This is a genomic window from Bacillus sp. JJ1122 (genome assembly GCF_036964885.1).
Taxonomy (GTDB): Bacteria; Bacillota; Bacilli; order Bacillales; family Cytobacillaceae; genus Mesobacillus.
Map to the genome: position 1 here is coordinate 1 of NZ_JBALQL010000046.1, position 19,853 is coordinate 19,853.

General features: G+C 38.2%; 28 protein-coding genes and 1 pseudogene. 27 read left to right on the forward strand and 2 right to left on the reverse strand.

What is annotated here, in order from left to right; genetic code table 11:
- Positions 1-213 precede the first annotated feature (213 nt).
- From V7201_RS21875 to V7201_RS21945, 15 genes are all read left to right on the forward strand, one after another.
- Positions 214-921 (forward strand): cytochrome c biogenesis CcdA family protein, encoded by a 708-nt coding sequence (locus V7201_RS21875; protein ID WP_335378872.1) that lies wholly within the window; start codon positions 214-216, stop codon positions 919-921.
- A 193-nt stretch (positions 922-1,114) separates the two neighbouring features.
- A complete protein-coding gene (locus V7201_RS21880; RefSeq protein WP_335378873.1) occupies positions 1,115-1,474 on the forward strand; it encodes a response regulator in 360 nt (119 codons plus the stop codon).
- An 84-nt stretch (positions 1,475-1,558) separates the two neighbouring features.
- On the forward strand, positions 1,559-2,032 hold the full coding sequence (locus V7201_RS21885; RefSeq protein ID WP_335378874.1) for a CcdC family protein: 474 nt from the start codon (positions 1,559-1,561) through the stop codon (positions 2,030-2,032).
- A gap of 173 nt (positions 2,033-2,205) precedes the next feature.
- Positions 2,206-2,499 carry a YciI family protein gene (locus tag V7201_RS21890; RefSeq protein WP_335378875.1) on the forward strand — a complete coding sequence of 98 codons (294 nt, stop codon included), beginning with the start codon at positions 2,206-2,208 and terminating at the stop codon, positions 2,497-2,499.
- A gap of 67 nt (positions 2,500-2,566) precedes the next feature.
- Positions 2,567-3,439 (forward strand): GNAT family N-acetyltransferase, encoded by an 873-nt coding sequence (locus tag V7201_RS21895; protein WP_335378876.1) that lies wholly within the window; start codon positions 2,567-2,569, stop codon positions 3,437-3,439.
- 21 nt (positions 3,440-3,460) lie between these two features.
- On the forward strand, positions 3,461-4,078 hold the full coding sequence (locus V7201_RS21900; protein WP_335378877.1) for an FMN-binding negative transcriptional regulator: 618 nt from the start codon (positions 3,461-3,463) through the stop codon (positions 4,076-4,078).
- A gap of 85 nt (positions 4,079-4,163) precedes the next feature.
- Positions 4,164-5,141 (forward strand): quinone oxidoreductase family protein, encoded by a 978-nt coding sequence (locus V7201_RS21905; RefSeq protein ID WP_335378878.1) that lies wholly within the window; start codon positions 4,164-4,166, stop codon positions 5,139-5,141.
- Between the two features lie 26 nt (positions 5,142-5,167).
- On the forward strand, positions 5,168-6,178 hold the full coding sequence (locus V7201_RS21910) for a phosphotransferase enzyme family protein (RefSeq protein ID WP_335378879.1): 1,011 nt from the start codon (positions 5,168-5,170) through the stop codon (positions 6,176-6,178).
- Positions 6,179-6,281: 103 nt separating this feature from the next.
- Positions 6,282-7,772 carry an amidase family protein gene (locus V7201_RS21915; RefSeq protein WP_335378880.1) on the forward strand — a complete coding sequence of 497 codons (1,491 nt, stop codon included), beginning with the start codon at positions 6,282-6,284 and terminating at the stop codon, positions 7,770-7,772.
- 58 nt (positions 7,773-7,830) lie between these two features.
- The gene (locus tag V7201_RS21920) at positions 7,831-8,298 is read left to right on the forward strand and encodes an NUDIX hydrolase (RefSeq protein ID WP_335378881.1); all 468 of its coding nucleotides are present in this window, start codon (positions 7,831-7,833) and stop codon (positions 8,296-8,298) included.
- 26 nt (positions 8,299-8,324) lie between these two features.
- Complete coding sequence (locus tag V7201_RS21925) at positions 8,325-8,669, forward strand: DUF952 domain-containing protein (RefSeq protein WP_335378882.1); 345 nt, start codon at positions 8,325-8,327, stop codon at positions 8,667-8,669.
- Between the two features lie 154 nt (positions 8,670-8,823).
- Entirely contained in the window at positions 8,824-9,189 is a 366-nt protein-coding gene (locus tag V7201_RS21930) for a cupin (RefSeq protein WP_335378883.1), read from the forward strand.
- Between the two features lie 86 nt (positions 9,190-9,275).
- On the forward strand, positions 9,276-9,854 hold the full coding sequence (locus tag V7201_RS21935; RefSeq protein WP_335378884.1) for an O-methyltransferase: 579 nt from the start codon (positions 9,276-9,278) through the stop codon (positions 9,852-9,854).
- Between the two features lie 38 nt (positions 9,855-9,892).
- Complete coding sequence (locus tag V7201_RS21940; protein WP_335378885.1) at positions 9,893-10,354, forward strand: DinB family protein; 462 nt, start codon at positions 9,893-9,895, stop codon at positions 10,352-10,354.
- A gap of 234 nt (positions 10,355-10,588) precedes the next feature.
- Positions 10,589-11,161: an NUDIX hydrolase gene (locus V7201_RS21945; protein WP_335378886.1), complete on the forward strand. Its 573-nt coding sequence runs from the start codon at positions 10,589-10,591 to the stop codon at positions 11,159-11,161.
- 142 nt (positions 11,162-11,303) lie between these two features.
- On the opposite strand, the gene V7201_RS21950 is transcribed toward V7201_RS21945, so the two are convergent.
- Together V7201_RS21950 and V7201_RS21955 are read right to left on the reverse strand one after the other, a co-directional pair.
- Positions 11,304-11,870 (reverse strand): histidine phosphatase family protein, encoded by a 567-nt coding sequence (locus V7201_RS21950; protein ID WP_335378887.1) that lies wholly within the window; start codon positions 11,868-11,870, stop codon positions 11,304-11,306.
- A 22-nt stretch (positions 11,871-11,892) separates the two neighbouring features.
- Entirely contained in the window at positions 11,893-12,285 is a 393-nt protein-coding gene (locus tag V7201_RS21955; protein WP_335378888.1) for an NUDIX domain-containing protein, read from the reverse strand.
- A 195-nt stretch (positions 12,286-12,480) separates the two neighbouring features.
- Here V7201_RS21955 and V7201_RS21960 point away from each other — a divergent pair, with 195 nt between their 5' ends.
- The 12 genes and pseudogenes from V7201_RS21960 to V7201_RS22010 all read left to right on the forward strand — a co-directional run bounded on the left by V7201_RS21960 (position 12,481) and on the right by V7201_RS22010 (position 19,686).
- Complete coding sequence (locus tag V7201_RS21960) at positions 12,481-13,653, forward strand: FAD-dependent monooxygenase (RefSeq protein WP_335378889.1); 1,173 nt, start codon at positions 12,481-12,483, stop codon at positions 13,651-13,653.
- Positions 13,654-13,846: 193 nt separating this feature from the next.
- On the forward strand, positions 13,847-14,416 hold the full coding sequence (locus tag V7201_RS21965; RefSeq protein WP_335378890.1) for an MEDS domain-containing protein: 570 nt from the start codon (positions 13,847-13,849) through the stop codon (positions 14,414-14,416).
- 115 nt (positions 14,417-14,531) lie between these two features.
- Positions 14,532-15,299, forward strand: a complete 768-nt coding sequence (locus V7201_RS21970; protein ID WP_335378891.1) for a Nif3-like dinuclear metal center hexameric protein — start codon at positions 14,532-14,534, stop codon at positions 15,297-15,299.
- Positions 15,300-15,347: 48 nt separating this feature from the next.
- Positions 15,348-15,692 (forward strand): VOC family protein, encoded by a 345-nt coding sequence (locus tag V7201_RS21975; RefSeq protein ID WP_335378892.1) that lies wholly within the window; start codon positions 15,348-15,350, stop codon positions 15,690-15,692.
- A 180-nt stretch (positions 15,693-15,872) separates the two neighbouring features.
- Positions 15,873-16,343 carry an NUDIX hydrolase gene (locus tag V7201_RS21980; RefSeq protein WP_335378893.1) on the forward strand — a complete coding sequence of 157 codons (471 nt, stop codon included), beginning with the start codon at positions 15,873-15,875 and terminating at the stop codon, positions 16,341-16,343.
- A gap of 30 nt (positions 16,344-16,373) precedes the next feature.
- Positions 16,374-16,514: pseudogene (locus V7201_RS23275) on the forward strand (DNA mismatch repair protein MutT); the annotation flags it as partial.
- Positions 16,515-16,552: 38 nt separating this feature from the next.
- Positions 16,553-17,068 (forward strand): GNAT family N-acetyltransferase, encoded by a 516-nt coding sequence (locus V7201_RS21985; protein ID WP_335378894.1) that lies wholly within the window; start codon positions 16,553-16,555, stop codon positions 17,066-17,068.
- Between the two features lie 55 nt (positions 17,069-17,123).
- Positions 17,124-17,681, forward strand: a complete 558-nt coding sequence (locus tag V7201_RS21990) for a cysteine hydrolase family protein (RefSeq protein ID WP_335378895.1) — start codon at positions 17,124-17,126, stop codon at positions 17,679-17,681.
- Between the two features lie 213 nt (positions 17,682-17,894).
- The gene (locus V7201_RS21995; protein WP_335378896.1) at positions 17,895-18,266 is read left to right on the forward strand and encodes a DUF2500 domain-containing protein; all 372 of its coding nucleotides are present in this window, start codon (positions 17,895-17,897) and stop codon (positions 18,264-18,266) included.
- Between the two features lie 119 nt (positions 18,267-18,385).
- Entirely contained in the window at positions 18,386-18,724 is a 339-nt protein-coding gene (locus tag V7201_RS22000; protein WP_335378897.1) for a hypothetical protein, read from the forward strand.
- A 285-nt stretch (positions 18,725-19,009) separates the two neighbouring features.
- Positions 19,010-19,213: a hypothetical protein gene (locus tag V7201_RS22005; protein ID WP_335378898.1), complete on the forward strand. Its 204-nt coding sequence runs from the start codon at positions 19,010-19,012 to the stop codon at positions 19,211-19,213.
- 14 nt (positions 19,214-19,227) lie between these two features.
- Positions 19,228-19,686: a hypothetical protein gene (locus tag V7201_RS22010; RefSeq protein WP_335378899.1), complete on the forward strand. Its 459-nt coding sequence runs from the start codon at positions 19,228-19,230 to the stop codon at positions 19,684-19,686.
- Positions 19,687-19,853: the final 167 nt, after the last annotated feature.

The following is a 19,853-nucleotide window of genomic DNA, read 5'->3' on the forward strand; positions in this document are numbered from 1 at the left end:
ATATTAGTATATAGCATATGCTGCCAGATTTCAAAAGAAACATTTGTAAAAAAATTCCCTGCTAAAATAAAACACCATCTTCATTTACCCAGATATTTTAATGTTAAACATCATTTTTATAGAATTAATAAATTGTTCACAGCTTATATATTATAATGGACTTGAAATTTTGTTAGAATAGGAACAAATCGACTAATTATTGGAGTTGTGATTATGACAGATATAAATATATTTATAGCTTTGAGTGCTGGCTTCCTGAGCTTTATTTCTCCATGCTGCCTGCCGTTATATCCTGCCTTCTTATCATATATTACCGGGATGTCAGTCGGGGAACTGAAAAGTGAAAATGCCATGCTGCAGAAACGCAGCCTGCTTCATACACTATTTTTCCTATTAGGCTTCTCAATAATCTTTATTGCAATTGGTTTTGGAACATCATTTGTGGGCCAATTTTTTATCCTATACCAGGATTTAATCCGTCAGCTTGGCGCAATTTTTATCATTGCATTTGGTCTGATGGTCATTGGCTTTTTTAAACCGGAATTTCTGATGAAAGATCGAAAGTTCGAGTTCAAGAACCGTCCTTCAGGTTATTTTGGTTCTTCCTTGATCGGAATGGCGTTTGCAGCCGGTTGGACCCCATGTACCGGTCCCATTCTCGCGTCTGTTATCCTTTTAGCGAGTTCTAACCCTGGATCAGGAATGCTGTATATGATCGCCTATACACTTGGATTTGCCATTCCTTTCTTCATTCTTTCATTTTTTATAGGAAAAATGCAGTGGATTCGCAAGCACAATGCCAGGATTGTTAAAATTGGCGGCTATATCATGATTTTAGTCGGGATCATGCTGTTTTTTGATTGGATGACAAAACTGATTTCGATCCTTTCTATGCTGTTTGGCGACTTTACAGGTTTTTAAAAAACAATATAGGTTTCGATTGCTCTTGGAGATATATGTCCATAATTGAGATTTTTTTCATAAGATATTTTTTCCAGTACGGCACATTGTTCTTGTATTTACATTGAAATTAATTAGTAAATATAGTTATATTGTAATATAGGGAAAATATAATAGATTAATACTTGTTTGGATTGTCGGGGAGGATACAGCGATGGCCAGAATTTTGATAGTTGACGACGCAAAATTTATGAGAATCACTTTAACCAATATACTAAAAAAAGCGAATCATGAAATCGTAGGGGAAGCAGAAAACGGACGTGAAGCAGTGAGACTATATCGCGAGTTGAAACCCGATCTTGTGACGATGGACATTACTATGCCCGAAATGAGCGGACTTGATGCGGTAAAAGAAATCAAAAAGGATTTTAAGGACGCAAAAATCATTATGTGTTCCGCAATGGGACAACAGAAAATGGTCGTCGATGCTATTGAAGCTGGAGCAAAGGATTTTATAGTCAAACCGTTCGACGGTTCTCAGGTAGTAGATTCAGTTTCAAGGGTATTAAGATAATAACCAGCCATTTAAGTCTATCTTAAATGGCTTATTTTCATTATAATAATAGTGGAAATCTACAAATAAAGGATGGAACTGTGAATGAATTATGTTGTGGCTTCAACAATTGGTGCTGTCGGTATGGCCGTTTTTGTTACTGCCGTGCGCATGAAAGCTGCCAAAAAACCAGCCAGCGCAAAGAAAATCATTTTACCGCCAATCTTCATGAGCACAGGAGCGCTCATGTTCATTTTCCCGATGTTCAGGGTTCATTATTTGCAAATCATTGAAGCTTTGTCAGTCGGCATGCTTTTTTCTATCCTGCTGATCAAAACTTCCCAATTTGAAATCCGCGATAGGGACATCTATCTCAAAAGATCAAAAGCATTTATATTCATTTTAATAGGCCTGCTAATTGTACGTGTTGTCGCGAAGCTTTTGCTAAGCAGTACGATTGATGTTGGCGAACTCAGCGGTATGTTCTGGATCCTGGCCTTCGGAATGATCGTTCCATGGCGGATTGCGATGTATTTGCAGTACAGGAAGCTTCAGAGCGAGCTGAACGGACTTCGGTAAATACGAATATGTAAAAAGTTATTCCTCTTGCTTTTTGGTGAGAGGTTTTTTTATGGGATTTTTAATTTAAAGGGAAATAACACAATTTTATTGAATTAAAAAGAGATGGAAAATAAGTTTTTAAAGAACAGTTTATTTGAAGTGTTGGAGGTATCTTTGGGAGGAGTTTGGATATGGAAGAGTTTGTTTATTTGATTAAGCCGGTAAGGAAGGATTTTATTGAAACGATGACGGAAGAGGAAAGCGGAATTATGGAAATACATTTTCATTATTTAAATGCGCTGCTTTCCGATGAAAAACTTATCCTTGCGGGTCCTTGTTTGGATGGTGCTTTTGGGATTGTAGTATTTAGGGCGGAAACAATGGATGCTGCACGTGAAATCATGGTAAATGATCCAGCAGTTTTGCATGGACTCATGAGTGCTGAGATTCATCCCTATCGTGTTTCATTAATACAACCAAGATGATTTCAGGAATACTTCAGCAAGATGGGTCGCTCTTACATAACGTCAATCTATTTATAAGGTGAAGCTAATGAATAAATATAAAACGACTCTTACATTAACTATTTTGAATGAAAAGGATATAGCGGGTTTAATAGCTTTATCAGCATCAATAGGATGGGATTACGATGAACATGAAATCCGTACGGTAATGTCTTCTGGTAAAATAGTGGGTCATAAATGTGAAGAGGGCCAAATTGTTTCTTGTGCAGCAATCATACCATACGAAGGTAACTTAGCCTCTATCGGAATGGTCATTGTCAATCAAGAATACAGAGGGCAAGGCCTTGGTAAAGATGCGACTCAAATGTGTATTGACTATGTGACAGAAAAGACATCTACCATGCTAATTGCTACTCCTGAAGGAAAACCTTTATATGAAATTATGGGCTTTAAAGAAGTTACATCGGTACATAAATTCATTTGTACTACATATAAACCTGCAAATTTGAAACCACCGGGGGATTTTTCTTTCAGAGTTGAAGAATTAAAAGAAATTGATATAGATGAAGTCATTAACATAGATAATAATGCATTTGGTGTTTTCAGGCGAAAATTACTTACTGCTCGTGTTAGGCAAGCTCATCAAGCTTTAGTGATAAAAGATTCTACAGCTCGGGTTATAGGTTATGGACTCTCCATATTAGGGCCAGTGAATTTAATTTTAGGTCCGATTGTTGCACCAAATACTAAGATAGCAGAGTACCTGATAAATGAACTGGCTAAAAGCCATCACGGGAAGCTGAGAATAGATGTTCCAGATGGAACAGAAGGAATTATAGACTTTTTAACAAAAAGGGGATTTGACAATGTTAGCAACCCTCCTGTCATGATTAAAAATTCTAATGATATGCCTAAAAGAAACGGTCACCTATATGGAATTGCGGCTCAAATTTTCGGCTGATAGAAAAGGGGGATAATACTAATGTATATACCGAAGCACTTCATAATCGATGATGAAACCATTATTTTCGACGTAATTGAGAGTTTCAGCTTTGCAACCCTAATTTCCCAGCATGGGGGAGAGCCTTATGCTACTCATCTTCCACTCATATTAAATAAAGAGGAGAAGGTATTGTATGGACATTTTGCTCGAACGAATGAACAATGGAAGGATGTTCGAGCCCAGAAGATCCTGGTAATTTTCCAAGGTCCGCATAGCTATATATCTCCGTCCTGGTACGAAACGAACATGGCAGTTCCTACCTGGAACTATGTTGCCATCCATGTGTACGGTGAGCTGATAATCATCGAGGATAAACAATTCATTTTCAACACATTGGATGATATGGTAGAAAAATATGAGAGACCCCACAGCGGCTACAATTTAAATAGTGTGGAGCCAAGTTATATAGAAGGAATGAACAAAGGGATCGTGGCTTTTGAAATTAAAATCTCAAAAATTGAAGCAAAGGCTAAACTTAGCCAAAACCACCCTGTTGAACGGCAAAAATTAATTATCGGACAGCTCGAGAACTCCCCCTCAGAAAATGACCAACTTACAGCCTCCCTTATGAAGAAGAACCTTGATAAGCTTAGCTAATCACGATGCATAATCATTTCGAATTTTCATCTCATCGTCCCATCTATTACCATTAAAGGGAAATGGTTAGTTAGGAGTTGAATGTATGAAAGCAATATTAGTGACAGAATTTGGCGGTCCTGAGTTCTTAAAATATGAAGATGTGGATATTCCTGAAATTAAAGAAGATGAAGTTTTAATTAAGGTTGTTAAAACAAGCGTTAACTTTGCAGATATTAAATCAAGATATGGTAAAAAGGGAGCAAAGCTTCCGTTTATCCCTGGGCTTGATGCTGCAGGATATATTGAAAGAACAGGAGCAAATGTAAGGAGTTTAAAAGAAGGACAAAGGGTCATGGCTTTTCCAAAGGACGGCTCATATGCAGAATACGTGGTTGCTTTTGAAAAGCTGGTTTTTCCGATTCCGGATGAACTGGATTTTCAAACGGCTGCGGCAGCACCAATCGTTTCTTTTTTGTCCCATAGACTTCTGAAAGATGTAGCCAGAATTCAAGACGGTGAAACTGTATTGGTACATGCAGCGGCAGGGGGAGTCGGTACGACAGCCATACAGCTTGCAAAGCTCAACGGCGCGGGTAAGGTAATCGGCACTGTAGGAAGCATAGATAAAATGAAAACTGCCATAGAAAGTGGAGCAGATCATGTAATTTGTTATCAGGATGAAGATTTTGCGGGGAGAGTGAACGAGCTTACTGACGGATGCGGTGTAGATATTATCCTGGATTCTGTATCTGGTTCCGTAACCGAAAATAGTTTGAACTGCCTTGCACCGTATGGAAGATTGGTTCATTTCGGAAATTCCAGTGGCTATATTGGCAATGTGAAAACAACTGATGTACACGCGAGCTGCAGGTCGCTGCTTGGCTTTAGCTTGGGAACGACTAGAAAACTAAGGCCCCATTTATTAAAGGAAACGGCAGAGCAAGTCATTCCTTATCTAGTAAACAAAGAATTAACGATAAAAATAGGACATGAATTTGATCTGAGTGAAGCTGCGAAAGCTCATCAATTAATAGAGAACAGACTAAATCATGGTAAAATTATTTTGGATGTTCAATCGTAATAAGGGCTTAATGAGAGAGGAATGAAATGCAAAATCTATTAAAAAAAGCGCTCCTTCCTTATTCACTTGGAAAAAAATCGCTAATCATTGAGAAAGAAATTAAAAGCTGGAGCAATGACTTGCACCTTAAAATTAGGGCGGATGGAAAGGCTTATTCTGCCAGGTTTTTAAAAGAAGACCGATCCCCTAATAATGTTTTTGGAGAAATGAATGCTGATATTTTATATGAGCAAACTGAATTTTGCCGCCACCTCTTTGATCAGCAGATTCCTTTTATGAAGCTAGTTTCAGATAGTGAGGGTAATCCGTTTACTGAAATCAAATGGGCCGAGAAAGTTTACTACTTTATTCTGTTTGAATGGATTGAGGGCAAGCATTTTACACTCGGAGATCAATTTATTTCTCGGGAATTTGGAAAGATGGCAAGAACATTTCATGAAGTTTCGAATCCTTTCACCAGTAGTGTTTTTACAAAAAAGTCCCACTTGGTAGGATATGAAGAATTTATTGGAAAACTGCGGGATAAGATTCGTATTTCTAATATCTCCGCAAATAATATAACCATGGTTGACCATTACATAAGTATCGCAGAAGAACATATTGAATTGGCTAGGAATGAAGAGATGGATTTTATTATTCAATCAGACTTAAATCCACTTAATGTCCTCTGGGACGAAAAAAGGAAAATAATCGGCATTGTCGACTTTGAGTCTATCGGCTATGACGACCGAATTGAAGGTTTAGCATGGCTGATCAAATGGTATTCGAGAACTGAGGGTATCCATTCATCAGAGATGTCCCCAGTGCTTGCTGAAGCTTTTTTACAAGGCTATGGTGCTGATGACTTTCTTGATGAAAAAGACTATAAGAGGCTTGCTTCACTCGTGTGGTTATCAGGCTGCATGAACTGGAATTTTGTGAAGGATACTGTTTCTATATTGGAAAATAATGATAGTGAATTACTTAAATCTCACATTGATTTTTATAAGCAACGCGGTAAAAAATTATTATCACTTATTCCAAAGGCGCTCTTATAACAACGGGAGCGTTTTTTAATTTAAACAGAATGGTAGGAGTTTGTACGTATTAATAGAATTAATATGAGTTGTTTATTTTTCTCAAATTATAGTAGGAGGATATATGGAACTTAAATTTACTCAAATTTCAATAGAAGAATTAACGATTCATGATATACAACTTGGAATGGAAAATGGCGAACTGACATCAAAGGAATTGGTGATGCATTACCTTTACAGGATTGCAAAGCTTGACCAGGATGGACCAAGGATCAACTCCATTCTTGAAATAAATCCTGACGCAATATTTATTGCGGAAGGGCTGGATGCAGAACGAAAGGCGAAGGGGCCAAGGGGGCCTTTGCATGGCATTCCTGTTCTGCTAAAAGACAATATTGAAACAATGGACTATATGCATACAAGTGCAGGGACGCTCGCTCTTCAAAACCATATAAGCGAGAGGGATGCATTCCTTGTTCAAAAGCTCCGTGATGCTGGAGCTGTCATATTGGGCAAAACGAATATGACTGAATTGGCAAATGGGATGTCTCGGACGATGTGGGCAGGGTACAGTGCCCGGGGCGGACAGACATTGAATCCGTATGGGCCTGGCGAATTTTTTGTAGGAGGATCAAGTTCAGGTTCTGCTGCTGCAGTTGCCGCAAATTTTACGGTATTGTCAGTTGGTACAGAAACAGATGCTTCCATTTTAAGCCCGGCTGTGCAGAATTCAGTGGTTGGCCTAAAGCCAACAGTAGGTTTGCTCAGCCGTTCAGGCATCATTCCTTTTACGTATACACAGGATACGGCGGGGCCAATAGCAAGGAATGTAACGGATGCTGCCGTTTTACTTGGAGCTATGGCAGGTTATGATTCCAATGATTCAGCGACGGTTAAACTCGGAAGCAAACAACTTGAGGAATATACCGAGTGTTTAGATGCAAATGGCTTAATGGGGGCACGGATTGGGGTTTACAGGGGAGAGGAAAAGGATTTTCGTGAACCAAGTGAATATGATGAAACCCTGTTTAGCAATTGTATTTCCGTCCTTGGAAGACAGGGAGCGGAAGTCGTGCAGGACATAGAGATTCCATCATTCAAAAGAGAATGGAGCTGGTCTGTGCCTTCTCATGAAATGAAACATAGTCTGGATAATTATCTAGCTAAACTGCCAGCATATGTCCCAGTCCATTCGGCTGCTGAACTGATTCAGTATAACAGGAAGCATGAGGAGAAGGCCTTAAAGTACGGTCAAAACATGCTCGAATATAGAGAGAAGTTCCCTAATACGTTAAAAAGTCCTGAATACCTACTATCCAAATTGGAGGACCTCTATTATTCTCAGGAACAGGGGATTGATTATGCCTTGAGGGAGTATGGACTTGATGCAATCATATTCCCAGCATATATTTGTTCAACAATTTGTGCCAAGGCCGGGTACCCAGCCATTACAGTACCTGCCGGTTATATGGAAAACGGAAGACCATTCGGCATCACCTTCGCAAGCACTGCATTCAGCGAAGGCACTCTAATCAAATTAGCATACGCATACGAACAAGAAACAAAACACCGAAAACCACCAAAACTAGACGTGCATTATACACAAAATGAATAGAAACTGCATAAAGGGGTCTGACCCCCAGCGCTTTAAAGGGATGAAGGGGGATTTGAAAATGGATGCGACGTTTTATTTGGAGGGTGCTGTTTTTAATTATCGGGTTGCGGCTGTTATAGTAAAGGATGGTCATGTGCTGATTCACAAGCAAGGAACGGATTCTTACTGGGCTTTGCCTGGAGGAAGAGTGGAGGTTATGGAGGATTCACAGACTAGTATCATAAGGGAAATGAAAGAGGAATTAGGACTTGATGCGAAAGTGGAGCGCTTGCTTTGGTTTACGGAAAATTTCTTTGATTACAATGATAAGAATTATCATGAAATAGGGTTATATTATCAGGTTGAAATCGTAGATGAAAGATTTGTTTTTAGCACCGATCCCTTTTATGGTGAAGAGGGAGAACGATTAATATATCAGTGGGTACCAGTTGAGAAGCTTGAAGAAATAATACTTTATCCTGAATTTCTTAAAGCCGCCCTTCTAGAACTGCCGTTAATTCCACAGCATTTGATCGTCAGGAAATAAAACATATTAGAATCGAGGAGATAAATGTGATTTTACATATTATTTCAGAAGAGGATTGGAAAAGAGCACAAGCACAAGGGGCTCATACTCCAGCGAGTTTGGACGATGAGGGGTTTATACACTGTTCTACTCTAGAGCAGGTGAATTGGGTAGCCAATTCCTTTTTTACAGGACACACTGATTTAATGCTTTTATATATAGACGCTGGCAAAGTAAAAGAGAGAATTATATATGAAGACACCGCCAATACTGGCATGTTGTTTCCACATATTTATGGTCCTTTGAATGTAGAAGCGGTAATAAGAGCCGTAGCTATAAAGCCATCAAAAGATGGTTCCTTTGAGCTGCCCATAGAAATTGACGAAGTATAGAAAAAGGATCAAAGCAGCTTTTCACAGGCTGCTTATTTTTATGTGAAAAATGAAAGGAAATGTAATCCATTTGGCGAATTGTTAAATCTAGGTAATAAAAGGCAGTAACTTATGATTATGAAGCAAAACGAATTAGGTTAATTGGAGGTCCGGAATGGAATTTTATAATTTCCGAAAAGAAACAGGGATGCATATTACAATGTACGACTCAGATTTCATCATGTCACGAATAGCAAGGAATCAAACTCCCACCTCAATTGGATTCATGCATTTGGATGAAAAAGGTCTTATCGGCTACCATCAGGCTACAAAACCTCAGCTCCTCCTGATATTGAGCGGAGAAGGCTATGTTTGCAGCGAATCAAAGGAATTTTACAAAGTGAAACCCGGTGTGGCGGTGTTCTGGGGTAAAGATGAGTGGCATGAAACGAAAACAGAACATGGACTGACAGCATTAGTGATTGAAAGTGATGAATTGAACCCTTCTGAGTATATGGCTGTGGCGAAAATGGTTGTTTGAGGAAAGATGAAATAAAACTTGGTCTAAAGATGGATGAGTTTAGGTTAGAGTTGGTTATGAAAAGTAAAAGGGTGGTCTAAATAGCGGTGCGTAAATATCGTTCGAATACATTTTATCCTGATTTAGTTCAGATCGCCAAGTCATTGGCAGAGCGAAGCAATTTCAATCATTCGTGTACCGATGAAGCAGGAAGATTATTAAGGGTTTTGGCTGGGCAGGTGAAAGAAGGGAAAATCCTTGAGGTAGGAACCGGGCTTGGAGTAGGAAGTTCGTGGATACTATCCTCCATAGCACCAGGAGTTCGATTTATATCAATAGATATTGATATAAAAAGAGTTGATTCAGTAAAAAAGCATATTAGGCATCCACAAGCGGAGTTTGTTAATGGGGATTGGAAAGAAATCAGTGAAAATGGTCCATTTCAGTTTATTTTCGCTGATGCGGCTATCGTAAAATCTGTAGAAGGGGATAAGCTTATTGAGATTTTAGAGATAGGTGGACTGTTATTTATGGATGATTTTACACCTGAGGAGCACTGGCCGGAGGAATGGCGGGGTAAACAAGATCCAGTTCGCGAGTTCTGGCTCAATCATCCAAGCTTATCTTCCACCGAAATTTATCTGACTTCACCGACTGCAGCTATTTTAGCTACCAGGGTAAAATGAAAATAATTCAATTCAATATGTAGGAGGACGATAGCTGTATGAACTGTAAAGATATTCTCGTAGCTCAATTGAATGCTTGCCATAACCATGATACGTGGTTTGTTTCACTCCAAAGTGCTCTCAGAGGACTAACTGCAGAACAGGCATCAGAAAAAACGAAGAACTCGGCCAATAGCATCCACGAAATCGTGAATCATTTAATTTACTATAATGAGAGATATTTAAACCGCTTTAATGGGATTACCAATCCTAAAGGGGTTGAAAGCAATGATGATACCTTTACTGAAAATGCCCATAGGAGCTGGAAATTAACTGTAGAAACGATGGACCACATCATGTCAGAATGGATCATTTCTGTAAAAGACTCGCAGGAAGACAGGTTGCAGCAATGGGTCGCAGATCTTACCCATCTGACGATTCACACAACCTATCATATTGGCCAAATAGTTCATATTCGAAAAGAGCAGGGGTCTTGGAATCCTAGTAATGGGGTTCATTGAAATCATAACCATTATTAATAGAGGGATCATGAAAATAGCACAGCAATGGGACCCATAATGTCAGTGATAATATACGAAAAAGTGATTAGTTGGATACCTTAGTTACCTGGCACTCGATTTCTAAAATTGGGGTGGAAGTTGTTGTAGAATTTTCTAATAAAGAAAATAAATATTACTATTTAGCTATAAGGCAAAAATAAAAATTGCAGATTAAAAAGGGTTGGGGGAGTTGCTATGAAAAGCTGGATGACAATCGAATCGGAGTACATATATAAAACACCCTTTGGCAATTTAAGAAAAGATAAATGCCAGCTTCCGAATGGAGTCATAATAGATGATTATTATGTGAACGAATACTCCGATTGGGTAAACGCAGTAGTCATTACAAAAGAAAATCAAATTCTGCTAGTGGAACAATATCGCTATGCTGGGAATGATTCCTTTCTGGAAATACCGGCGGGTAAAATTGAATATGGGGAAACATTTGAACAGGGTATATTGCGAGAAATAAGAGAAGAGACTGGTTATATTTCAGACACAGAACCGATCAAACTAGGGGAATTTATGGTGAATCCTGCAACTCAGACGAATAAAGTGATCACCTTTTTGATCAAAGATGCTTACAAGGCTTATGAGCCTGATTTTGATCAAACAGAAGACTTACAATTACACCTTGAGGATTTTGAAAAATTTGGTAAGCAAATGAAGGATCATAACATCAGGACACAGCTTTTTACAGCTAATGCTTATTTAATGGCTAAGGTTTATTTAAGAGAGTTTGATTCAAAACATATCAATAGCTTGTAAGTTTGGGAGCGGAAAATTGGTTGACCCGAGATTTTTCAGGAGTCCACTCGATTTTTAACTTCAACAAGCGATATGATTTAAATTAGCAAGTTTATAATGAACTGTTTTTTTAGAAGCCTTAAAGGTTTGGAATTGTCTCATACTACACCCAAAGCCTCTCACATGAACTTAATTCAAAATGCTCATTAATCGTCAACTTGTATATATCCGGCTTGGTCGTCTGTTTCCAAAATTCATAATCATAACGTTGATCAAAGAATTGCATGGTACAGGTCAAAATGTTCCCGTGGATGCCTATGGCAACTTTTTTACCTTTATATTTAGAGATCACATCACGAAGGGCTGAGACACCTCGCCTCTGAACCTCTGAATTCGACTCGCCGCCAGGGAATTTGAAATTTGGTTCAGCAAATACTTTTTGCATTGCTTCCGACGGTTTTTCAAAATAATGGTCCCTGGCCGCTAAATCACGTTCACGAAAACGTGAATCGATTTTAATCTCCATTTGTAGATGTCTGGCAAGCCCTTCAACGGTTTGCCTAGCTCTTATGTAAGAACTAGAGATGATATGGTCGATATCCTCTTGTAGTAAGATTTCCGTAATTCGTTCCGCATCCTTCAAGCCTTTTTCAGAGAGTTCGCGTGTTTCTTCATGTTCCAAAGAGAAACCGGAATGCGCGTGCCTAACCATATATATTTCCGTTGGCATAGTTTTATCTCCTTATACAAAATCATAAAGTTATTTTCATTGCTTCTATCACTCTCGAAACATGTAAATCTTTCTTCATTCCTTCAATAGGAAGCCATTTTACTTCAGTAAGAGTCTGTTCATTCTCGTTAAACTCAGGGTCGTACCCAAGCTGTGGCGTTTTATCATCTATGGGGCGAACTAAATAACATCTTTCTTCACCGCCGCTGTATTGCCTGGTGAATAAAAAACACACGACTTCTACATCCAAATTCACCTCTTCTTTTACCTCGCGAATAACCGCGTTCTCAAAACTTTCTCCTTCCTCAAGTCCTCCTCCGGGAAGAGTCCAAAAGGTTTTATCAGGGTAGATATGCTTTGTCATAAGGATAAGGTCATCTTTTATAATAGCTGCAAAGGCTCGTGGTCTGTCCATATTAATGGCTCCTTTAATGTAGTTTTACCATATTTTAACACTATAGACTGGGTTATTCCATCCGAATTTAAATGATTAGATGATATGTTAATATTAAACTAGAAAGCCATTCATTGAAGAATGGCGACAAAGCAGACAAACCTTTAACAATAAAATGTATAAAGATACAATCCACCTCAATTAGGAGGGATGACCATGGTTAAAACTGTGAATTTGCCGGACACGATCATTATTGGCGGAGGAATCGGCGGGCTTTCAGCGGCCATTGCCCTCGAGCAGCTGGGCGGGAAGGTTAAAGTTTTCGAGAGAGCTTCCAAGCTAAAGGAAATGGGCGCAGGGATCGTGCTGGCTGCGAATGCCATGAAAGCATTGGAGAAGCTGGGAGTAGCGGATCAGGTTATAAAGGCAGGTTCACCTGTGAAAAAAGCAGAAATCAGGACCTGGGATGGCAAGCTTATCGTGAATGTGCCGACCGATAAACAGGCAGAGCAATATGGATCTTACAGTTATTTAATTTATCGACCAGAACTGCAAAGGATTTTATATAAAAAATTGAACTCTGGCACACTTGAACTAGGCAAGAAGTTAGTTCGTCTCGAGGAGAAGGAATCCTATATAGAAACAGCTTTTGGTGATGGCTCGAAATTTCAAGGGGATTTTCTGATCGGGGCGGATGGAGCCCATTCAGAAGTGAGAAATAGCCTATTTGAATCAATGACCCTGAGATATTCTGGTATTTCAGCCTTCCGCGGCATTTCATATTTCGACGATCCCCGATTTCCAGTTGAATTGGGCGGAGGTTTCGAAGCTTGGGGGCATGGTAAAAGATTTGGTTATTCGCATTTGGGAGAAGGCCGAATATTCTGGTTTGCTGCCATCAATGCGCCGCAAGGTACACTGGTCCATTCTCGACAAAGAAAAAAGACAGCAATGGAATTATTTAAGGACTGGTGGCAGCCGATCCAAGCGGTTATCCGTTCAACTGAAGAATCGGACATACTTACTCATGATATCTTTGATCGAAGACCGATTAAAACATGGAGCAAAGGAATAGTAACCTTGCTTGGAGATGCCGCGCACCCTATGTTGCCAAACCTTGGGCAAGGTGGAGCGCAGGCAATGGAAGATGCCATTGTTCTCGCCCGTTGTCTAAAAAAATATCCTAATGATATTCGTAAAGCTTGCAGCAAATACGAAGAAATAAGAATTCCACGAACCACAAAAATAGTACATGGATCGAGATTGATGGGCAATATTATGCAGCTGGAGCATACAGCTGCTGTTGTGTGCAGGAACATGTTTTTGCGTATCGTTCCGGATTCTATCCAAATTAAGCGCCTTAAATGGGTAGTGGGACATGAATTGTAGAGAGGCTGCAAAGAGTATAGTGTCAGGATTACTCAAATAAATGGATATAATTTTAACTTGTAAAGATTTATTTTTACTTTAAAAAGTTTACGAGTTTCTATATAAGGAATAAGTACTAATTATAGAATCATAGAATAATTTCAACCGAAAAATGCTATAATACATGGTGGTTGTTATGTAAGGGGATAGTTTTATGGAGAATTTTCTAGCAGAGCTTATGAAAGATCTTGAAAAGACGAATCAGGGGCATATTTTTTATCATTTTAGTGATAAGGAGAAATACCACCAAAATGCCTTAAATTTCATTGTGTCTGCCGTTAAAAATGGTTCTCACGTCTTTGTGGTAGAAAATGATCGGAATATCATTAGCTTGCGTACGAATCTGAAAGATCTCTTAAATGATGAACAGTTTGACACCGTACACTTTATTAACAACTTTGATTTTTACTATGCAAATGGGGATTTCCATGCACAGACCATTTTTGATTATTTCAAAACAACGATAGAGCCTTATTTAGGATCCCAAGTTCCAGTCTGCACATGGGGACTGATTGAATGGTCTGACGGTAATGATATTACGAATAGCATCGAACAATATGAAAATGATGTTGATATGCATATAAAAGATAAAGGAGTCATTTCAGTTTGTGCTTATGATGCGAACAGGACACCACGAGAACTAGTAGAAATCCTGATTAGATGCCATGGAATCATGCTTACTGATGATCAAGTGTATTATTTGAGGGACCAAAAAACCATTTAAATAATATGTTCAAGCTGCCGATTGGCAGCTTTTTTTATCTGAAAATGTTGGATTTTGTAAATCCAGCAGGAATTTACTGTTCTCTTTAGAATAATTGTAAGGTGGGGTGTTTAATATGAACCTAGAGCAATTTGAAGACTCTATAAAAAGATTATTTCATCATGATTTATTGGAAAAATTAAATGACGATTTCGGATTTACCAATAGGTCGAATAATACCATATCGGTAATAGGATATTCTACTAATTTATCGATTGAGATTATTGAGAAGGCTGCGGAAAATAATGTAGATCTGTTGCTAACGCATCATGATGCATGGGATTTTGTTTATGGATTAAGAGAGGAATGTATTAAAAAACTTATTGAGCATAATATCAGCCATTTTTGGATTCACGGTCCATTAGATTATATCGATTTTGGGACTTGCACATCACTTATGGACAAATTAGGCGTTGATGAATTATTGAAGCCTTCATTTTTTACAGATGAAGGTGAAACGCCAGGATTAGGTGAGTTTAAGGTGCCTGTGGGTTTCGATGTTCTCGTAGACAAAATGTCCAATGAATTATGTGAGCCCATCAGAGCGTGGAGAAATAATGATAAAGAGATAAAAAGGGTTGGTTTACTGACAGGGGCAGGTCATGCTACTAACCATTTAAAAACTGCATTTGATGAAGGCTGTGATACATATATTACGGGTGAAGCAACTCTTTATACAATCCAGTATGCTCAATTCGCAGGAATAAACCTTTTGGTCGGAAGTCATACATACACAGAAATTTTCGGTGTCGAAAGTTTGGCGCGGAAAATACAAGATTTAAATGAAGACATCAAAAATGTTAGATTGGATGAAAGTCATTTTGAATTAGGACCGAACGAGTAATTACAATTGAAATTGCTCTTAACCCCGTTATTGAAAGGAGGATATTCTATGATTTATGAGATGACCTATCAGGTACGAGTTTCTGACTTTAGTGAAGGATTAAAATGGTATAAAACGTTACTAAATAAAGAACCGGATCTAACACCTCATGAAGGCTTTGCAGAGTGGGAGCTTCTGCCCCGATGCTGGCTTCAAGTAGCTGAGGGTGCCCCATCAGAAGGAAGTGGACCTTTTCGGTTGGGTGTAATATCAATTGAAGATGCCAGAAATAGAATGATTAAAGAGTTAAATGTAGACCACTTTGAAATTTACTCAAGAGAAGAAGTCCCTGTTAAATGGGCAACATTCACTGATCCTTGGGGAAATCGCCTAGGTTTCTTTGAATATAAATAGGAAGACACATTCAAAACGATCATTTAGTAGAAGGGTAACTACATTTGGGTTGATTATTTTGGGAGTTAAGATCACTGATCGCAAACTCTTCAGAACAATCTAATTGGAAACTAAAAAATTGAGATTTATAAATATCCTTGGATAGTTCCAATAAAAGATGTTATAAGATGGGGTGAATGAATGGCTGAAAAATCAATCGTTTTAGTAGCGAGTGTATCGATTCTAAAGGAAAATAAAGTATTAATGATCAAGGAAATGAAGCCAAGTGCGTATAACAAGTGGAATTTTCCATCAGGTCGTATTGAATATATGGAAGGCATTCTTGATGCTGCCTGCAGGGAAGTAAAAGAAGAAACCGGTTATGATGTTAGTCTTACGGGCACAACCGGTGTGTATAATTTTATAAGCAGTTCTAATCATCAAGTCATCCTATTTCATTTTACTGGTGAAATTATCGGAGGTGCTCTAGAGCTCCAAGAGGATGAGATTATTGATGCAAGATGGATCACACTTGAGGGAATTTTAACTTATGATTCTGGCGTACTGAGGGATGAATCTGTTATCAGGCAAATTGCGAACCGTTTATTGAAGAAAGAAATCTACGCATTAGATATTTTTAGTAAGCAGCTTTCGGGTAACGGAGAAAACTAGAAGACCTGCTGACAAATTTGAGGAGAAACCATGGGTAATGCCATAAATTATAAAATTTGGACAGTTTGTATGATTCAAAATGAAGATAAGGTTTTGCTTCTTGATCGGCAGCATGACCATTTTAAGCCCCGGGGGCAAAGTTGTATTCCAGAAAGTATTGTTGAAACTTCTTAACGGTCAATTCATAAGCATTGGGGAGTAAAACAGTTATGTCCATTACTGAACAGGAATCTGTTTCATTAGATTTTTTCAAGCCAGAATATTCTTCTTTATTAGAAGGGTACGTTCTGCATGAAAATCAGAAAAAATATACGGCGATGCCGCTTGAAGCTTTAAAAATGTGTGAAATAGATCGTGAACGTCATCCTGTCGTCATTTTTTATGGCAATGAGCTGGCGGGTTTTTTTGTTCTTCACGGCTGGGATGGAGCGAAGGAATTTAGTGATAATAAGGATGCTATTCTTTTGCGAGCATATTCCGTTAATGCAACTTTTCAGGGGAAGGGAATAGCAAAAAAATCAATGAATTTATTGCCTTCATTTGTAAGAGAGCACTTCCCATCAAAAAATGAAATCATCTTGGCTGTAAATCATGCAAATGAGATTGCTCAGAAGGTGTATTTGAACGGCGGTTTTATTGATAAAAGGATTCGAGCAATGGGAAGGGAAGGAGAAATGTTTATCCTTCATCTGAATCTCTTTGCGGAATCTAAAGGAATAGAATAACAATTTGCGAATAAAATTTTAACAATTTATCTTTTTACCTGGGGGAATTAAATATATGTCCAAAACCGTTTTACTAGTGATAGATGCACAAGTGGGGATCATTGAGGGTCCTTCCATTGGGCCTGTTTATAAAAAAGAAGCGGTAATGCAAGTGATGACAAATGTGATTAAAAATGCCAGAGAAAGCAATGTTCCAGTTGTCTATATTCAAGATCTAGATGTTGGAAGTGATAATCCCGAACAGCATAGCATTCACCCTGACATTCTTCCATTAACCACGGATACTGTCATAAAGAAGAAAGCTACAAATGCATTTTTTATGACAGATCTCAAAAAAACCTTGGACGAATTGCAATGTGAACATTTAGTGATCATTGGGGTGAAGACTGAGTATTGTGTGGACACCACTGCAAGAAGCGCGACCACTCTTGGCTATGATGTTACGTTAGTGGCGGATGGTCATTCAACAACGGATAATAAGGTTTTGAAAGCTGAGCAAATCATTGCTCACCATAATTGCAATTTGCACGGACTCGATAATATTGATCATTTTATATTTGTAAGGGATTCACATGAGGATATATATGAACATAAGCATTTAGAATACAAGTAAGAAACATTGCGTTAATCAACGAATAGAGGAAATAAATCTTTATCAGCTAAAATGTGCCTGAAAATGTAAAAGAGTACTTTGTTACACAGCTGCTGCTATGTTAAGCATTTACAGAATACTGTAAAAAAGAGTGAATCTTTTCCCAGCCTGGTAACGTAAATTTACTAAGTGCATTTCTAGTTGGTTGGTTTAATTAGAATGGGGGAATTGGAGATGGTGGAAGCACCGGGTGACTTCATGTTTACAGCTGTACCTATTTTTATTGGCATTATCTTTATCATTGTGGTTGGATTCTTTATTTTTGCGATTATTAATGGAATCTCCACCTGGAGTAAGAATAATAATCAGCCACGTTTAAATGCAAATGCAAAAGTAGTCACAAAAAGAACGAGCATTCATGGCGGCGGAGAAACGAATGCCCACAATAGTTATTATGTTACTTTTGAGTTCGAAAGCGGGGATAGACAGGAGCTTCATGTGAATGGGAGCGAGTATGGACAGCTTGTAGAAGGCGACGAGGGAGAACTTCAATTTCAAGGCACAAGATATTTAGGATTTACCAGGTATCGGTATAAAGAAAAATGATTAATCAATGAGTTGCTTAGCAGCTCTTTTTTTTATGTTATACGATTGTTAATAAATTCCTAATGGTTTGAGGTATTTAGGAAATACTATTTACAAAAATCAACAGAGGAGGAGAACTCTTGCCACGAAAGTCAGCAGCAACCAATGAAAACACAGAGAAGCAACCAGGTGAGGAAATACCGCTTGAAGATGGAGACGAGGAAACCAAGGCGAAAGCTGAAATTCAGAATCTCAATCGCCTGCTTGCGGCAGTTCTGAATTATTTATCTGACGATGAAGTGGAAGTAATTGATATTGAATACCTTCTGCAAAATACTGAGGGTTTACAGAAGTGGTGGGATCAATATAAAGAGAAGAACAGGAAAAAAATTGAAGAAGAAATAAAAAAATCCCTGGGTAATCTGTCTATGGAAGAGTTAGAAAGCATCCGAGAGAAGATTAAAGGGAAAGACAAATAATAATAAATAAAGGATTTGCCTATGGTCGGACTATTAATTTCAGTAATCATATTTAATCTAATAGCAATTAAAGTAAACAAAAAACTTACATTGAGCCATGTTGTACAGATTTGGACCTTTACAATCGCATTTCAAAATGTATTTGATTTAATTGTGGAGTTCAAATTTCATAGCTACTGGTACTTTACACCTGGGGTTGAGTGGGCAGGTTTAATCCCGAGAACTATTTTAATCCCCCCAGTGAATATTATTTTTTTGAATTTGTATCCGTTTGGAAAAAGTGCCATGAAAAGAATCCTTTTTGTTGCTTTATTTGTCGCTGTCATCCTTCTATATGAACTTGCAGCCTTGCTTCCCCAACCATGGGGTTACTTCCATTATGGCTCTTGGAAAATAGGGTATTCACTTATTGTGGATCCAATTATTTTATATTGTTTGCTTGGATTTTATAAATGGATTACTTTTCTCGACAGCAAGAACACTGCGTAAAGGGGGGGTACAATATGTACTGGTTACCTTATCTGATCCTTGTTATTAATCTTGTTATCATATGGCAGATGCCAAAAAACTTAACGAAACAAGAAATTTATATAAGCTGGTGTGTGATCGCATTAATCAATCTAAGCACTGATGTAGTTTTCAGTTTTTATTTTAAATTATATGAACTTGCAGGTCCTGGAGTGCAGCTGCCAGTGCATTTGATAGAACTAACTCTAGGTGCATCCTTTGGCATTATTTTCCTCAATTTCACGCCTGAAAAAATCAGGCCCTTCCTTCTTTATGCGGGCGCATGGATTGTTATTTCAATGATTTTCGAGATTGCGTTTGTTAAAGTCCATTTTCTAAACTATTTCACCTGGAAGCCTTGGTATTCTCCGCCATATTACTTTGGGGCATTGTTGTATTTGCGTTGGCATTTATGGTTTTTGAGGAAGCCTGAAAGCTACCATGATAAAACATGAGAACCCTTGAAGTTAAATAGGTTGAAAATCAAGTTCATTATCGATATGGGGAATTGATATTTTTTTCACCTTTTGATGAGCTCTTAGGCATATTCATATAAGCCAAAAGAATTGGATGAATGAATCATTACATACTTGAACTTACCTAACTTTAAAGGGATTAGCCA

Excerpts from the sequence above, each read along its gene's own strand:
- V7201_RS21875 (WP_335378872.1), top strand. The coding sequence starts at position 214 with ATGACAGATATAAATATATTTATAGCTTTGAGTGCTGGCTTCCTGAGC.
- V7201_RS21880 (WP_335378873.1), top strand. The coding sequence starts at position 1,115 with ATGGCCAGAATTTTGATAGTTGACGACGCAAAATTTATGAGAATCACT.
- V7201_RS21885 (WP_335378874.1), top strand. The coding sequence starts at position 1,559 with ATGAATTATGTTGTGGCTTCAACAATTGGTGCTGTCGGTATGGCCGTT.
- V7201_RS21890 (WP_335378875.1), top strand. The coding sequence starts at position 2,206 with ATGGAAGAGTTTGTTTATTTGATTAAGCCGGTAAGGAAGGATTTTATT.
- V7201_RS21895 (WP_335378876.1), top strand. The coding sequence starts at position 2,567 with ATGAATAAATATAAAACGACTCTTACATTAACTATTTTGAATGAAAAG.
- V7201_RS21900 (WP_335378877.1), top strand. The coding sequence starts at position 3,461 with ATGTATATACCGAAGCACTTCATAATCGATGATGAAACCATTATTTTC.
- V7201_RS21905 (WP_335378878.1), top strand. The coding sequence starts at position 4,164 with ATGAAAGCAATATTAGTGACAGAATTTGGCGGTCCTGAGTTCTTAAAA.
- V7201_RS21910 (WP_335378879.1), top strand. The coding sequence starts at position 5,168 with ATGCAAAATCTATTAAAAAAAGCGCTCCTTCCTTATTCACTTGGAAAA.
- V7201_RS21915 (WP_335378880.1), top strand. The coding sequence starts at position 6,282 with ATGGAACTTAAATTTACTCAAATTTCAATAGAAGAATTAACGATTCAT.
- V7201_RS21920 (WP_335378881.1), top strand. The coding sequence starts at position 7,831 with ATGGATGCGACGTTTTATTTGGAGGGTGCTGTTTTTAATTATCGGGTT.
- V7201_RS21930 (WP_335378883.1), top strand. The coding sequence starts at position 8,824 with ATGGAATTTTATAATTTCCGAAAAGAAACAGGGATGCATATTACAATG.
- V7201_RS21940 (WP_335378885.1), top strand. The coding sequence starts at position 9,893 with ATGAACTGTAAAGATATTCTCGTAGCTCAATTGAATGCTTGCCATAAC.
- V7201_RS21945 (WP_335378886.1), top strand. The coding sequence starts at position 10,589 with ATGAAAAGCTGGATGACAATCGAATCGGAGTACATATATAAAACACCC.
- V7201_RS21950 (WP_335378887.1), bottom strand. The coding sequence starts at position 11,870 with ATGCCAACGGAAATATATATGGTTAGGCACGCGCATTCCGGTTTCTCT.
- V7201_RS21955 (WP_335378888.1), bottom strand. The coding sequence starts at position 12,285 with ATGGACAGACCACGAGCCTTTGCAGCTATTATAAAAGATGACCTTATC.
- V7201_RS21960 (WP_335378889.1), top strand. The coding sequence starts at position 12,481 with ATGGTTAAAACTGTGAATTTGCCGGACACGATCATTATTGGCGGAGGA.
- V7201_RS21965 (WP_335378890.1), top strand. The coding sequence starts at position 13,847 with ATGGAGAATTTTCTAGCAGAGCTTATGAAAGATCTTGAAAAGACGAAT.
- V7201_RS21970 (WP_335378891.1), top strand. The coding sequence starts at position 14,532 with ATGAACCTAGAGCAATTTGAAGACTCTATAAAAAGATTATTTCATCAT.
- V7201_RS21975 (WP_335378892.1), top strand. The coding sequence starts at position 15,348 with ATGATTTATGAGATGACCTATCAGGTACGAGTTTCTGACTTTAGTGAA.
- V7201_RS21980 (WP_335378893.1), top strand. The coding sequence starts at position 15,873 with ATGGCTGAAAAATCAATCGTTTTAGTAGCGAGTGTATCGATTCTAAAG.
- V7201_RS21985 (WP_335378894.1), top strand. The coding sequence starts at position 16,553 with ATGTCCATTACTGAACAGGAATCTGTTTCATTAGATTTTTTCAAGCCA.
- V7201_RS21990 (WP_335378895.1), top strand. The coding sequence starts at position 17,124 with ATGTCCAAAACCGTTTTACTAGTGATAGATGCACAAGTGGGGATCATT.
- V7201_RS21995 (WP_335378896.1), top strand. The coding sequence starts at position 17,895 with ATGGTGGAAGCACCGGGTGACTTCATGTTTACAGCTGTACCTATTTTT.
- V7201_RS22005 (WP_335378898.1), top strand. The coding sequence starts at position 19,010 with ATGAAAAGAATCCTTTTTGTTGCTTTATTTGTCGCTGTCATCCTTCTA.
- V7201_RS22010 (WP_335378899.1), top strand. The coding sequence starts at position 19,228 with ATGTACTGGTTACCTTATCTGATCCTTGTTATTAATCTTGTTATCATA.